Here is a 13430-nt window from a genome sequence, read left to right on the forward strand (position 1 = left end):
TGTTAAATATAAAATGCGAACGATGTTAGATGACCAATATTGGACAAATCGGTATATTAATAACGAAACTGGCTGGGATGCCGGAAACGTTACTTTGCCGATAATGCAATATTTAGACCAAATCAGGGACAAATCCCTGCAGGTGCTTGTTCCTGGGGCCGGCAACGGATATGAAGCGGCTTATGCTCATTCAATTGGTTTTAAGAATGTTCATATTCTGGATTTTTCCCCTGTTCCAATTGAAAACTTTATCAAGGAAAATCCCAATTTCCCAGCCTCCCAAATACACTGCGAAGATTTCTTTGAGCATCAAAATAAATATGATCTGATTCTAGAACAGACATTTTTTTGTGCCCTTCTTCCCGATCAACGGGAAAATTATGTAAAAAAAATGAAATCCCTATTAAATCCCGGAGGAAAATTGGTTGGGGTGCTTTTCGATAAAGAGTTTGCAAAGCAGGGGCCGCCCTTTGGAGCATCGCGTGATGAATACCAAAAACTTTTTGAGTCCAATTTCCAGATCCAGACCTTGGAGCCTTGCTACAATTCCATCGCCCCTCGGCAAGGGCATGAGCTTTTTATAATCCTTGTTAATAAGTAAGAATGTAATGTTCTTTTTGCAAATCCTTTTTGAAGAAAACCACGCCACATTCAAAAAAGTCAAAGGTCATTCTCACCTTCGAGTGGCCTTTGATTTTCTCCCAGGCCTTTTTCATTCCTTTGGACCAATAGATGTCACCTACAATCACAATACTGGTCTCATGAAGGAAGGGGAGTAGTATGTTGAAATATTTAATTGTGGCCTCGTAGGTATGATTGGCATCTATCAATAAAAAATCAAGAGAAGTGAATTTGCTGGCGATGAAAGGCAAAACATGGTCTATTTCCTCGCATACCACTTCAACATTCTTTAGTTTTTCCAAATGGGATGCGGCTAGCTGACAAATAGCCTTGTCGGCTTCAATGGTGATGAGTTTGTTTTTCACCTCCGCTGCAAGGTATGCCGAATTGATGCCCAGCCCTGTCCCGAGTTCTAAGGCATTTTGGGCAGGGGTTTGTTTGAGGAAATATTGATATAGGAGGTTATACTTGATAGGAGAATTGCTGTATTGGGCAACCTCTTTTACCTTTCGCTTGGCATGGGGAACTTTCTTGCTGCCCGCTCCATAGTCGGTCACCTGGATTTCAGTGGGGTCTTTTAGGAAGGCAGTTCTAATTTTTTCGATCTCAGGATATCGTACTATTTTCAAATGGTTTCGAAGCCCATCATACATTTTGAATGCAAATGGAGATTGCAGGCTATGTCTGTCTTCTTTTTTGAGAAAATAAAGAATATACTGAAATGCGGAAAACATTGTTCTAATTCGAGAAGATATCGGCCACAAGTTGAAACTCCGGGATTTCCACTTCGATGATTTTGCCATCTACTACTCTTTCCATGTAATAGTAGCCTTTCATCTTACCAAAGCCAGACCGGAGGTTGCAGCCAGAAACATAGCTGTGGGAGGTACCAGGTTCCAGTACAGGCTGGTTGCCTACGACGCCTTCGCCTTCTACAAGTTTGAGGTCTTCGGCAGCGTCGGTAATTTCCCATTTTCTCCTCATGAGCTGAAGAGTGGACTTGCTGTGGTTTTCGATAGTAACCTTATAGGTGAATACATAATGATGTTGGTGCGGGCTGGAGAACTCCGCCTGGTATTTCGCATTTATGCTTACTTTTACACCCTCTGTGATTGCAGTCGCCATGGAGAAAGATTATGATTTCGAATATAGTTTAATAATTTCAATTTCCAATTATTGAGATATGCACTTTAACATCCATCCAGATTGGGAGGCCATCCTTAGACCAGAAATGGAAATGCCTTATTTTCAGGATTTATTGAAATTTGTAGAAGAAGAATACAAATATAAAACCATTTTCCCTCCAAAGGCATTCGTGTTTAATGCCTTAAACCATGCGCGGCCTGAGGAAGTCAAGGTGGTGATATTGGGTCAGGACCCCTATCATGGCCCCGGGCAGGCCCATGGGCTGAGTTTTTCTGTTCCCGATGGGATAGCATTTCCCCCCTCATTAAGAAATATTTTCAAGGAAATCCAGCGTGATTTGGGGATTTCGGCCCCTTTTTCCGGCAATTTGGAAAGATGGGCCGATCAAGGAGTGTTACTTTTGAACGCCACATTGACCGTAAGGGCCTCCCTCGCCGGGTCACATCAGAAGAAGGGGTGGGAGGAATTTACAGATGCCATCATCCACCGTTTGGCCGAAGATAGTGAGAATCTTGTTTTCATGCTTTGGGGATCCCATGCCCAGAAAAAAGGACAATTTATAGATGAAAGGCGGCATTTGGTCTTAAAAGCACCCCATCCAAGCCCGTTGTCAGCCCATAGGGGATTCATCGGTTGCGGGCATTTTAGTCAGGCTAATGAGTATTTGGAAAGTAAGAGGAAGGGTGGAATAGATTGGTGAGTTAATTAATGAAAAAATGGTCACGAAGCACACGAAGTTAAAATGAAGTAGCACAAAGGCCACTTCGCGGTAAGATTGGTTAAATTTCGATGAATCGGGAATGATGTCAGTAGCTAATTTCCGTTGCTTATAGGGACTGAAGACCGAAGACGGAAGACCGAAATAGGGGCCAAACTAGTGTCAGGCGCAGTTTTTACACTCTTACTTTTAAATATATGGGATAAGTAAAAAAAAGGCTTGAGTTTATGTACTCAAGCCTTTTGATTTATCTGATGGGTTTGAAGAATCTTTCCCAACGGATTTTGCTAAACATATTGCGGTGCTTGTCTAGGGAAAGCCATAGGAACCAGGCTTTGCCTACAATGTGGTCTTCTGGAACGAAGCCCCAATACCGGGAATCAGCTGAATCATGTCTGTTATCACCCATCATGAAGAAATAATCCTGCTTGAAGGTGTAGCTTTCCTGCAATTGCCCGTCTATATAGATTTTGTTGGCCTCAATGTTAAGGTTCTTGTTTCCTTCAAACCTTTCAATGGTAAATGCATATCTGCGAACCATGTCCTCGTCGGTCAAATCTATCGTCCAGCCTTTGGCAGGGATCTCCAAAGGACCAAAATTGTCGCGGTTCCAAGAATAGTAAGATCCGTCGGGCATGATGTCCGGCTCCCCGAGGCCTTCTTTGTAAGACCTTAAGTGAACGGCTGAAATACTGGAAACTTTTCTTAGCCTCTCCGCCGTGGCAGGAGTGGTGGAAACCAAATATCCAGCACCATTTGAAAATGGCATTATACTTTCCGGGTTGATCTCGTAATCCTGGAAAAACTCCAGCCCAAATCTTCTTTCGGTCATGACCTCATAAGAGAACTGCATCAGTTCCGGATTGTCACCGGGCTGGCCATTGATCAGCAGCTGGGTATCCTTGATCTCAATCACATCTCCAGGCATGCCAACGGCGCGTTTGATGTAATTTGTTCTCAAGTCGGAAGGATGCTCAAATTCAACTGGGTAATTGAATACCACCACGTCGTTTCTTTTGACTGATGTAAAGCCTGGAAGCCTAAAGTAAGGCAATTGAACAGCATCGTTGTAAGACTTTATGTTGGTGCCCCAGATGGTCTGATGGGTGAGGGGCATCTGAAGGATGGTCCTGGGAGCACGAGTACCGTAATGCATTTTACTCACAAAAAGGAAGTCGCCTACCAAAAGGCTTTTCTCCATGGAAGCAGTAGGTATGGTAAAAGGCTCCAGCAACAGCCATCGGATTAAGCTGGCCGCAATGACTGCAAAAACCAATGCGTCCAACCATTCGCGGGCTGGGGATTTTTTCTTTTTTTCTTTAGTCTTCATTTACTTTCACTTAAAAGGATAAAAAATCATCCATGGACAAAATTCCTTTTCTGTTTTTTATCCATTCGGATACTAAAACTGCACCAAGTGCAAAACCTTTGCGTGAATGTGCGGTATGTTTGATCTCAATATCATCTGTCTCAGAGGAATAGGTGACTGTATGGGTACCAGGAACTTTGTCTATGCGCTTGGCACTGATCAGGATGTTGTGTCCGTTTTCGACCGACTCAGTGTCCAGATTCCAACGCTTGGCGCGGTCAATTTTGTTGATGATGTCTTCGGCCAGGGTGATGGCAGTTCCACTTGGGGCATCTTTTTTCTCCGTATGATGGATTTCCTCCATTCGAATGGCATAGTCGTGCTGTTCATCCATAAGTTTGGCTAAATAGCGGTTCACTTTGAAGAAAATGTTGACCCCGATGCTGAAGTTGGAAGCATAAAAGAATGCGCCTCCCTTAGAAAGTGTCAATTGTTCGACTTCATGTTTATGCTCTAACCAACCCGTGGTACCACACACCACGGGGATACCCTGGTTGATAGCCCAAGAGAGGTTATCGACGGCAGATTCCGGCTGGCTAAATTCTATGGCCACATCCACGGATGATCCGTCCAGATTATCTAATTGAGCTCTGTTGTCAGAGGTGATTTTAGCGACTATAGTATGGCCTCTCTCTTCTGCGATTTCAGAGATGATTTTGCCCATTTTACCATATCCGAGTATTATTATATTCACTTTATTAAAAGTTGATTTTAAATGATAATCCTATTAATCCAGAGCCGGCATAGAGATTCTCATATGCTGGCTTTAATTCAAAGCTGAGGTCATCGCTGACATCAAAAGCCGAAAGGTGGGCGTCCACTTGGGCATCCACTAAATTCAGGGCGTAAATGATTACGAAAATCATGTAGTTCAAATCCCTGTTTCTTCTCCAGTAGTTAACGTTTCGGACCAGCCCATCCTCGTTGAGATTAGGGAAGGGGTTGAGGCTGGGGTCAATGTTGGGATCTCTTGAAATCCTCAATGCGTCACGGAAAAGCTGATAGCGCCTATTGTTGAATTCCACAAAATAGGCAGTGGTGGTAATCCCCCCATAGATGATGGGTACCTTCCAGATTTTCTCATTGTACACCTGTCCGGCACCAGGCAAAATAGCTGAAAGCAAAGTCGCCGTTCGGGGATCCTTGGCTTTGGAAGGGTTGATTCGGATCTTATCCGCATCTGGACTTTCCATCACCACGCCTCCGGCCACGGTGTCTTGCACCACTTGGGCCATTCCCGACTGTGAGAAGCCAAATGATAAAACAAAAATAGCAATAGCTTTATATAAAACTATTGCTTGAAGTTTTTTTGCCATCCAACGATTTTCAAAAATCTGCAAATCTCTATATGATTTCAAGAATTTCAAGAATCCGGTTAAGGTCTTCTGTTGATCTAAACGGTATTTTGATCTCACCTTTATCTTTATTGTCTGACTTTAATGCAACCTTTGCTCCAAAGTGGGAGGCAAGCTTTTGCTGCAGTTTTCCCAATTCATATTTTTTGACGGGATCCAGGTCCTTTTCTTTTGTGTTTGCCTTTTCTTCCGGTCCGTCATTGAGACTTTTTACAAGTGCCTCCACTTTTCTAACGCTCAATTCCTCATCTACCGTCTTCTTATAGATGGCCAATTGCGTGTCGATGTCTTCAATATTGATCAACGCCCTTGCATGGCCCATGCTGATTTTTTGATCCCGAAGACCGGCTTGGATATCCGGCGGCAATTTAAGCAATCGTAGGTAATTGTTGACAGTTGTTCTGTTTTTTCCTACGCGGTCACCCAGCTGTTCTTGCTTTAGGTCGCATTCGCTAAGCAGTCTTTGATAGGAGTGGGCGATTTCCAAGGCATTCAGGTTTTCCCGCTGAATGTTTTCGATCAAAGCCATTTCCAGCATCTGCTGGTCATTGGCGGTCCTGATATAAGCCGGTACTTTGACTAAGCCAGCTAGCTTGGAGGCTTGGAATCGCCTTTCCCCAGAAATCAACTGGTATTCATTGTCAGCCAGTTTTCTAACCGTAATTGGCTGGATGATTCCTTGGACTTTTATGGATTCAGAAAGCTCTTCTAGGGCTGTTTTATCAAAATGGGTCCTGGGTTGGAATGGATTGACCTGGATTTCATCCAAGGGTATCTCGTTGATGCTCGCCGATGGGTTAGCAGCCGGCAAAACCTCTGGTTTTCCTTTCTTTGGACTGTCCTCTAATAATGCACCTAAACCTCTTCCTAATGCACTCTTCTTTTTCATAGGTTTATTATTAGCCATAATTATCCGTTAACTTTTACCATGTTGTTTTTCTCGACAATCTCACTTGCGAGGTTGAGGTATGCTACTGCACCTTTGCCTTCGGCGTCAAATGCCACCACTGGCACACCGAAACTTGGAGATTCACTCAGACGGACATTCCGGGGGATGATGGTTTCAAACACCATATCCTTAAAATGCATCCTCACTTCTTCCACCACTTGGTTGGAAAGTCGTAGTCTGACATCATACATAGTCAATAATATGCCTTCGATGCCCAATTCCGGGTTCAATCGGGTTTGGATAATCTTTATGGTGTTGAGCAACTTGCCCAAACCTTCAAGTGCAAAGTATTCACATTGCACCGGTATGATAACGGAATTGGCCGCAGTGAGTGCGTTGATGGTAATCAGACCGAGAGAAGGGGAGCAGTCGATGATAATGAAGTCATAAAGGTCTTTGATCCCTTCGATCACTTCTTTCATCTTTTCTTCCCGGTCTTCCAGGTTGATCATTTCGACTTCAGCACCTACCAAGTCGATATGGGATGGTACGAGATCTAAGTAGTCCATCTCAGTTTTGATGATGATAGAATCGATTTCGATTCCATCTACCATGCATTCGTAAATGCTAGTTTCGATTTCTTTGGGATCTTGACCAAGACCGGAAGTAGTGTTGGCCTGAGGATCTGCATCGATGACTAGGGTTTTGTACTCCAATACGGCCAAACTCGCCGCGAGATTCATAGCTGTAGTAGTTTTACCTACTCCGCCTTTCTGATTTGCAATTGCAATAATTTTTCCCATTCTATGCGATCAAAGGGTGATTATTTCTCCAATATTAAGCATTATCAATTCTTTTCCTGCCTCTTGGGCTGATTTTTTTACATCCTGCTCATCGATCTGGATGTAAGGAAAAGTATCGTAATGCATGCCTATGAACTTATTTGTGCCTACAAAGTCGGCCGCCTTGCAGGCATCTTTGATCCCCATGGTGAAATTATCCCCTATGGGCATAATGGCAAAGTCCAATTTAAATTCCTCTCCGATGAGCTTCATGTCATAGGTGAGGGCGGTGTCTCCGGCAAAATAGAAAGTGCCCTCCTCGGTGCTAACCACAAAACCTCCCGGATTTCCGCCAGGGGTACCGTCAGGCAAGGTGCTGCTGTGGATGGCATTCACATATTTAACATTTCCAAAATCAAATGTTTTGCTGCCTCCGTGATTCATAGGATGGACATTTTCCAAACCCTTTTCTTGGAACCAGCTCACTACCTCAAAATTTGAAACCACGACTGCCCCTGTGTTTTTTGCTATAGCCTTTACATCGGCGACATGGTCCTCATGGCCATGGGTCACTAGGATGTAATCGGCTTCAATCTGCTTGATATCGATATCCTTTGCCAACTCATTGGGTGTAATGAAGGGATCGAAAAGGATTTTCTTATCAGCAACAGTGATCAAAAAAGTGGAGTGTCCAAAGTATTGAAGTTTCATGATGATAGCATTTTTGGGTTAGTGAGATTCTACAAAGATAAAAGTTTAATCTTTACTGAAAACAGATTCTTATCCACATGGCATTGTGGATATATATCAAAACAGTAATTTAATCTTTTAACGACATATTTACTAATAAATTTTGCATAAAATAAGTCGTAAAAAAAGGGGGCAAAATTCACTTGCCCCCTTGATTATTTTTTCAGAGAATCTTATTTCTTTTTCTTTTGAGCTTCAGAGGCTTTCATGGCTTCCTCAAGTCTAGTCTGAAACTTACTCTTCTTCTTATTGGCATTCTTCTTTTTGCTTTCCTCTACTTTCTCTCTGATTTTGGCATCATCTACGAATGCTTTGATTAGATATTGCTGTCCAAAGGTTACCATGTTGGAAACAAAGTAATAGAAACTCAATGCCGCAGGGTAGGAGTTAAGTACAAACATAAAACCTATTGGCATAATATAACCAAGATTTTTCATTGGTCCCTGAGCGGCGGTCAGCTGGTTGTTAAACCTGGTGTAAACAATCTGTGAAATTGTCATCAACAAGGTAAACAATGACACGTGCGAACCATAGAAAGGTATGGTAAACGGCAGATTAATCACCGAATCATAGGTAGAAAGGTCATGTGCCCACAGGAAGCTCTCCTGTCTCAACTCAATGGAGTTAGGGAAGAAGAAGAACATTGCAAACAAAAATGGCATCTGAAGCAACATTGGAAGACAGCCGCTGATTGGGCTAACTCCCAATTGGCCAAACATCTTCATTTGCTCTTGCTGCATCTTGGTAGGATCATCCTTGTATTTCTCCTTCAGCTCATCAATTTCCGGTTTGATCACCCTCATCTTGGCCATGCCCACGTATGATTTGTAAGTGAGCGGGAACAAGAAAAGCTTAATGATAAACACGATCAGGATAATGATCACACCATAGTTGGTGAAGAATCTTTCCAGAAAGTGGAATAGGTTAACAATTATATATTTGTTGACCCAGCTTACAAACCAGTAGCCCATTTCCACATTTTTGTGGAAACCCGGGGTAATTTTTCTTAGGAGGTTGTAATTGTTCGGACCAAAGAAATAGGAAATGTCAGAACCGTTTTGATCAAGATTAAGGATCAAAGTGGCCGACATGTTTTTTACCGACATGGTGTCGGTAGGCGTTTCTTGGGCTAGATTTCCTTCTTGAAACTGATTTCCGGCAATGATACCAGAAGTAAAGAATCGCTGCTTAAAAGCCACCCATTTTAATGGAGTCCTTACCTGTTCTGCATCTGAAGATGAAGATGCGCTCAGATAGTCATAGCTCTCATCAGCCGTGAAGAAGTTCATGTAGGTCTTTCTACGCGACTCTTCGATATCCGCTTCATGTTTCTTGAGCTGCCCCTCCCAGTTGATGGTAATATTTCTGTCGGTCAATAGAGTGGAGCCCGCTGAAAGATCCAAATGCTGATTTAAGACATAGCTCTCATTTGGAAGAAAATAGGTTCTTGAAAGCGTTCCGGAAGGAGTCTGGGCAGTGAAAACTACCTCCTGTCCCGGAGCCTCGGCATCGGACACCTGTCTGGTTTCAGCTGCAAAGTAAAGGTTGTTCAAGCTGATAGGACCCTTTGCGGTCTGTACTTGATAGTCCAGCGAGAAGTTTTCCTCATCCACCAAGATCAACGGTCGTTGGTCCCAAGTTTTAAAGGTTTTCAATTCTACTTCCCTGATTTCTCCGCCTTTGTTGGAAAAGGTAACCCTGATCACTTCATTTTCCAACACCAGTGACTCTTCCGTTCCGCTCACTAAAGCGGCAAAATCACCGAACTGGGCTTGATTCTGCACTTGCATCAAGCTGTCAGTTGGTTGTGGTACTGCCTGCGTGGTGCTTTGCTGTTCTGGCTGGTTGGAATCCACTACTTCCGTTTGGGCGGGAGTTTCTGTTGCTTCCGGAAGTTCTGGCCCCTTGGCAAAGAACATCGAATAAACCAGAATAACTGCTGCGAATAGGATTAACCCTGTCGCTTGATTTCTGTCCATACTTTACTTTTTAAAAGAGCTCAAAGTATAAGCTCCCAACTTTCGTTAATTTTTAGTTTTATTCTCTATCGCTGCTTTCACAAACCTCACGAATAAAGGATGAGGGTTCAGCACAGTACTCTTATATTCTGGGTGGAACTGGGAAGCCACAAACCACGGATGGTCTTTGATCTCAACAATCTCCACTAAGTTGGTGTCGGGATTTATCCCTGCAGCCACCATCCCGTTTTTCTCAAATTGCTCCAGATATTTATTGTTGAACTCATATCTGTGGCGGTGTCTTTCGCTGATCTTTGTTTTTCCATAGGCCGCACTGGATTTTGTTCCTTTTTTCAGCTCACAAGGATAAGCGCCAAGTCTCATTGTGCCGCCCATCTGTTCGATGTTCTTTTGCTCTTCCATCAGTGCAATCACCGGGTGGGAGGTTTCGGCATCCATTTCGGTGCTGTTTGCGCCTTTGAGATTCAATACGTTACGGGCAAATTCAATCACCGCCACTTGCATTCCCAAGCAGATTCCGAAAAACGGGATTCTTTTTGTCCGCGCAAATTTAACAGTTTCTACCTTACCATCAAGGCCTCTTTCCCCAAAACCCGGGGCAACCAAGATTCCATCCAGCTCAGCCAGCTTCTTTTCCACGTTTTCAGCATCAATTTCTTCCGAGCTAATCAGCTTCAAATTCACTTTGCACTCTGCAGCCGCACCGGCATGGATAAAGCTTTCGATTATAGATTTGTAAGCATCTGGCAGGGAAACATATTTCCCGATCAGGCCAATATTTACCTCAGATGTTGGGTTTTTCAACCTGCCCAGAAAGTCTTTCCACTGCTCCAACTCTGTGTTAGTTTTGGTGCTGAGCTTCAGTTTGGACATTACTCGTTCATCCAATTTCTCCTTTTTCATCAAAAGCGGAACATCATATATGGTTTCCGCATCCAAGGCTTCAATCACACAGTTGAGCTGCACGTTGCAGAAAAGGGCCAGCTTTTTCTTCACCTCCTGTGGCAAATGGTGCTCAGAACGGCAAACCAAGATGTCCGGCTGAATACCTGCCTCAAGCAATTGCTTTACCGAATGCTGGGTAGGTTTGGTTTTTAGTTCTTTTGCTGCCGCCAAGTAGGGGATCAGTGTGAGGTGGACTACCAAGAAGTTGTTTGGCCCCAAATCCCATCTCGCTTGTCTCACGGCCTCAATGAAGGGCAATGATTCAATATCACCCACACAACCACCGATTTCGGTGATTACGACATCATATTTTTCACCTTCGCCAAGCTTGTAGAAGTTTGACTTGATTTCATCCGTGATATGGGGGATTACCTGAACGGTTTTGCCCAAAAACTCACCTTTTCTTTCCTTGGTAATCACATTGTTGTAAATACGTCCGGTAGTGATGTTGTTGTTTTGGGAGGTAGGTGCGTTCAGGAAGCGCTCATAGTGTCCAAGGTCCAAATCCGTTTCGGCCCCATCATCAGTTACATAACATTCTCCATGCTCATAAGGATTCAGTGTTCCTGGATCAATATTTAGATAAGGGTCAAATTTTTGGATGGTAACAGAGAAACCGCGGGATTGGAGTAATTTGGCTAAAGAGGCGGCGATAATGCCTTTTCCCAAAGATGATGTAACTCCTCCTGTAATGAAAATGTACTTGGTAGGTGAGGCCATAGAAGCTGAAATGAAATTTTGTTTTGAACTCTATGGGATGCAAAATTAAGTAATTTTTCAGAGATTCCTGATGTTTGTGGAATTAAAATTCTGAAGCAGCTCCACTTCTGATTTTAATTCAAATTTTCCTCCAAACAGTTTAATCCGCATCCTCCCGCTGAAAATGTTTGGCCCTCAATTTCAAACTCGTTGTGCCAATTTCTAACGTTATTCAGAATTCTGTTATACTTTTGGGGTATAAAAGCATTTGATTAAAAACTGACCCCAATTATATAAAGTGGATATCAAAAAAATTACCGATACGATAAAGTCCAAAGGCAGAGTTTGTTTGCAGGAAAAGTCCGGGATGCGGTTTGAGTTGATCAGCCCTGAAAAGTGGGAAAAGGGCAAGGATGACAAGGAGGGGATTTTTCTCCTATTCGACCTATTCCAGATCAGGACCATTACTGAGCAGTTTTCAGAAATATCATTGGACATTGTGGAATTCACCACCAAGCCGGTGGTTTTTCACTCACCTGTGAACAAAGTTTTACAGTCTGGTCCGATGGTAGACGGAAATGTGAAGTTTCTGATGATTAAGGAAGGGGTGTGGAACAAAGTACTGTTTGCAATCGGCAGACCGGTTGTTTTTCAAAAGGCCGGAAGAGAAGCCGAGGTGATCGTGGATGATAACTTCATTATGCCAAGCAAGGAGATGTTTTTGGGGCCTGAAGGGGATGTGAAAATTTTGGATTGATGAATTTCAAAGAGCAATTAGACAAAGTAGATATTTTTAGAAAAGTTGGAGAATGTGCTGACCAGCTCCAGTTGGATACCTATGTGGTTGGTGGATATGTGAGGGATTTGGTCCTCAAAAGGGATAGCAAGGATATTGATTTTGTGTGTGTGGGCAGTGGGATTCAGCTGGCGCAAAAGGTTGCCGAAAGCTACGATTTTCACGTGCCTGTCTCCGTTTTCAAAACCTATGGAACCGCCCAAATCAAACTTGGGGAGTGGGAGGTTGAATTTGTGGGGGCCAGAAAGGAGTCCTACAGGAGCGATTCCCGCAATCCGCTGGTGGAGGACGGTACCTTGAAGGAGGACCAAGACCGACGTGATTTCACCATCAATGCGATGGCCATCAGTGTGAATAATGAAGATTTCGGTGAATTGATCGACCCATTCGACGGATTAAGGGATATCAAACGCAAACTGATCCGCACGCCGGCCGAGCCAAACATCACTTTTTCTGATGACCCGCTGCGCATGATGAGGGCGGTGAGATTTGCCACCCAGTTGAAATTTGACATTGAGCCGGATACTTTTGATGGCATAGTGGATAATGCTGAAAGACTGAAGATCATTTCCGGCGAAAGAATTATTGATGAACTGAACAAGATCATCCTTGCCGACAACCCTTCTTATGGATTTAAGCTATTGTTTGTTAGTAAATTGCTTCACCAGTTTTTCCCAGAAATGGTGGACCTGCAGGGCGTGGATTCGGTAGGGGACAAGTCACATAAGGACAATTTCTATCATACCCTCCAGGTATTGGATAATGTGGCCGGCGTATCTAATGACCTTTGGCTGCGCTGGGCCGCTATCATGCATGATATTGCCAAACCTGCCACGAAGCGCTTTAACAAGAAAGTTGGCTGGACTTTTCATGGGCACGAGGATAAGGGGGCGCGGATGACCCCGGGGATTTTCCGAAGGCTCAAGCTTCCCATGGATGATCGCATGAAATATGTGCAAAAGCTGGTAAGGCTTCACCTAAGGCCAATTGCCTTAGTCAACGACAAGGTGACAGATGCTGCCGTTAGAAGGCTGCTTTTTGATGCCGGAGATGATATCGAAGATTTAATGATGTTGTGCAGGGCGGATGTGACCTCTAAAAACAACAACAAGGTGAAGCGTTTTTTGGCCAATTTTGACAAGGTTGAGGAAAAAATGCAGGCTGTAGAGGAGCACGATCAGGTGAGAAACTTCCAGCCCCCGGTATCTGGAGAGGAAATAATGGAAATTTTTGATTTAAAGCCATCAAAAATGGTCGGAGAGTTAAAAGAAGAAATAAAAGAAGCTATATTGGAGGGCGAAATTCAAAACAATAAAGAAGAAGCTTTGGAGTTAATGTATAAATTAGCCGCCAAGAAAGGATTGAATATTAACAGATAAAT

General features: G+C 43.4%; 14 protein-coding genes. 4 read left to right on the forward strand and 10 right to left on the reverse strand.

From position 1 onward, the window contains the following. Positions 1-22 precede the first annotated feature (22 nt). On the forward strand, positions 23-601 hold the full coding sequence (locus KI659_RS04190; protein ID WP_317195917.1) for a methyltransferase: 579 nt from the start codon (positions 23-25) through the stop codon (positions 599-601). Here the strand turns inward: KI659_RS04190 and KI659_RS04195 are convergent. Then, positions 591-1355 carry an O-methyltransferase gene (locus KI659_RS04195; protein ID WP_213944073.1) on the reverse strand — a complete coding sequence of 255 codons (765 nt, stop codon included), beginning with the start codon at positions 1353-1355 and terminating at the stop codon, positions 591-593. The two genes, KI659_RS04190 and KI659_RS04195, sit on opposite strands and share 11 nt — an antisense overlap. A gap of 4 nt (positions 1356-1359) precedes the next feature. Further along, positions 1360-1746 (reverse strand): Co2+/Mg2+ efflux protein ApaG, encoded by a 387-nt coding sequence (gene apaG, locus KI659_RS04200; RefSeq protein WP_213944074.1) that lies wholly within the window; start codon positions 1744-1746, stop codon positions 1360-1362. Positions 1747-1804: 58 nt separating this feature from the next. Between apaG and ung the strand changes: the two genes are divergently transcribed. After that, on the forward strand, positions 1805-2467 hold the full coding sequence (gene ung, locus KI659_RS04205) for a uracil-DNA glycosylase (protein ID WP_213944075.1): 663 nt from the start codon (positions 1805-1807) through the stop codon (positions 2465-2467). A 265-nt stretch (positions 2468-2732) separates the two neighbouring features. Here the strand turns inward: ung and lepB are convergent, their stop codons facing one another. The 8 genes from lepB to KI659_RS04245 all read right to left on the reverse strand — a co-directional run bounded on the left by lepB (position 2733) and on the right by KI659_RS04245 (position 11274). After that, positions 2733-3815 (reverse strand): signal peptidase I, encoded by a 1083-nt coding sequence (lepB, locus tag KI659_RS04210; RefSeq protein WP_213944076.1) that lies wholly within the window; start codon positions 3813-3815, stop codon positions 2733-2735. 10 nt (positions 3816-3825) lie between these two features. After that, entirely contained in the window at positions 3826-4548 is a 723-nt protein-coding gene (gene dapB / locus KI659_RS04215; RefSeq protein WP_213944077.1) for a 4-hydroxy-tetrahydrodipicolinate reductase, read from the reverse strand. 4 nt (positions 4549-4552) lie between these two features. Further along, positions 4553-5170, reverse strand: a complete 618-nt coding sequence (locus KI659_RS04220) for a DUF5683 domain-containing protein (RefSeq protein WP_394370081.1) — start codon at positions 5168-5170, stop codon at positions 4553-4555. A gap of 28 nt (positions 5171-5198) precedes the next feature. After that, the gene (locus KI659_RS04225; RefSeq protein ID WP_213944078.1) at positions 5199-6116 is read right to left on the reverse strand and encodes a ParB/RepB/Spo0J family partition protein; all 918 of its coding nucleotides are present in this window, start codon (positions 6114-6116) and stop codon (positions 5199-5201) included. 2 nt (positions 6117-6118) lie between these two features. Then, positions 6119-6901: a ParA family protein gene (locus tag KI659_RS04230; RefSeq protein ID WP_213944079.1), complete on the reverse strand. Its 783-nt coding sequence runs from the start codon at positions 6899-6901 to the stop codon at positions 6119-6121. Between the two features lie 9 nt (positions 6902-6910). Then, positions 6911-7591, reverse strand: coding sequence for a metal-dependent hydrolase (locus KI659_RS04235; protein ID WP_213944080.1), 681 nt, complete (start codon positions 7589-7591; stop codon positions 6911-6913). A 212-nt stretch (positions 7592-7803) separates the two neighbouring features. Continuing rightward, positions 7804-9609 (reverse strand): membrane protein insertase YidC, encoded by a 1806-nt coding sequence (gene yidC / locus KI659_RS04240; protein ID WP_213944081.1) that lies wholly within the window; start codon positions 9607-9609, stop codon positions 7804-7806. Between the two features lie 45 nt (positions 9610-9654). Next, positions 9655-11274, reverse strand: a complete 1620-nt coding sequence (locus KI659_RS04245; RefSeq protein ID WP_213944082.1) for a CTP synthase — start codon at positions 11272-11274, stop codon at positions 9655-9657. Positions 11275-11551: 277 nt separating this feature from the next. On the opposite strand from KI659_RS04245, the gene KI659_RS04250 reads away from it, so the two are divergent. Together KI659_RS04250 and KI659_RS04255 are read left to right on the forward strand one after the other, a co-directional pair. Next, complete coding sequence (locus tag KI659_RS04250) at positions 11552-12010, forward strand: hypothetical protein (protein ID WP_213944083.1); 459 nt, start codon at positions 11552-11554, stop codon at positions 12008-12010. Beyond that, on the forward strand, positions 12010-13428 hold the full coding sequence (locus KI659_RS04255; protein WP_213944084.1) for a CCA tRNA nucleotidyltransferase: 1419 nt from the start codon (positions 12010-12012) through the stop codon (positions 13426-13428). The genes KI659_RS04250 and KI659_RS04255 overlap by 1 nt, the downstream gene beginning before the upstream one ends. The last annotated feature ends 2 nt before the right edge of the window (positions 13429-13430 follow it).

This window comes from Litoribacter ruber (genome assembly GCF_018449405.1).
Classification (GTDB): Bacteria; Bacteroidota; Bacteroidia; order Cytophagales; family Cyclobacteriaceae; genus Litoribacter; species Litoribacter ruber.

Excerpts from the sequence above, each read along its gene's own strand:
- KI659_RS04225 (WP_213944078.1), bottom strand. The coding sequence starts at position 6,116 with ATGGCTAATAATAAACCTATGAAAAAGAAGAGTGCATTAGGAAGAGGT.
- KI659_RS04230 (WP_213944079.1), bottom strand. The coding sequence starts at position 6,901 with ATGGGAAAAATTATTGCAATTGCAAATCAGAAAGGCGGAGTAGGTAAA.
- KI659_RS04195 (WP_213944073.1), bottom strand. The coding sequence starts at position 1,355 with ATGTTTTCCGCATTTCAGTATATTCTTTATTTTCTCAAAAAAGAAGAC.
- apaG (WP_213944074.1), bottom strand. The coding sequence starts at position 1,746 with ATGGCGACTGCAATCACAGAGGGTGTAAAAGTAAGCATAAATGCGAAA.
- ung (WP_213944075.1), top strand. The coding sequence starts at position 1,805 with ATGCACTTTAACATCCATCCAGATTGGGAGGCCATCCTTAGACCAGAA.
- lepB (WP_213944076.1), bottom strand. The coding sequence starts at position 3,815 with ATGAAGACTAAAGAAAAAAAGAAAAAATCCCCAGCCCGCGAATGGTTG.
- KI659_RS04235 (WP_213944080.1), bottom strand. The coding sequence starts at position 7,591 with ATGAAACTTCAATACTTTGGACACTCCACTTTTTTGATCACTGTTGCT.
- KI659_RS04255 (WP_213944084.1), top strand. The coding sequence starts at position 12,010 with ATGAATTTCAAAGAGCAATTAGACAAAGTAGATATTTTTAGAAAAGTT.
- KI659_RS04190 (WP_317195917.1), top strand. The coding sequence starts at position 23 with ATGTTAGATGACCAATATTGGACAAATCGGTATATTAATAACGAAACT.
- KI659_RS04220 (WP_394370081.1), bottom strand. The coding sequence starts at position 5,170 with ATGGCAAAAAAACTTCAAGCAATAGTTTTATATAAAGCTATTGCTATT.
- KI659_RS04245 (WP_213944082.1), bottom strand. The coding sequence starts at position 11,274 with ATGGCCTCACCTACCAAGTACATTTTCATTACAGGAGGAGTTACATCA.
- yidC (WP_213944081.1), bottom strand. The coding sequence starts at position 9,609 with ATGGACAGAAATCAAGCGACAGGGTTAATCCTATTCGCAGCAGTTATT.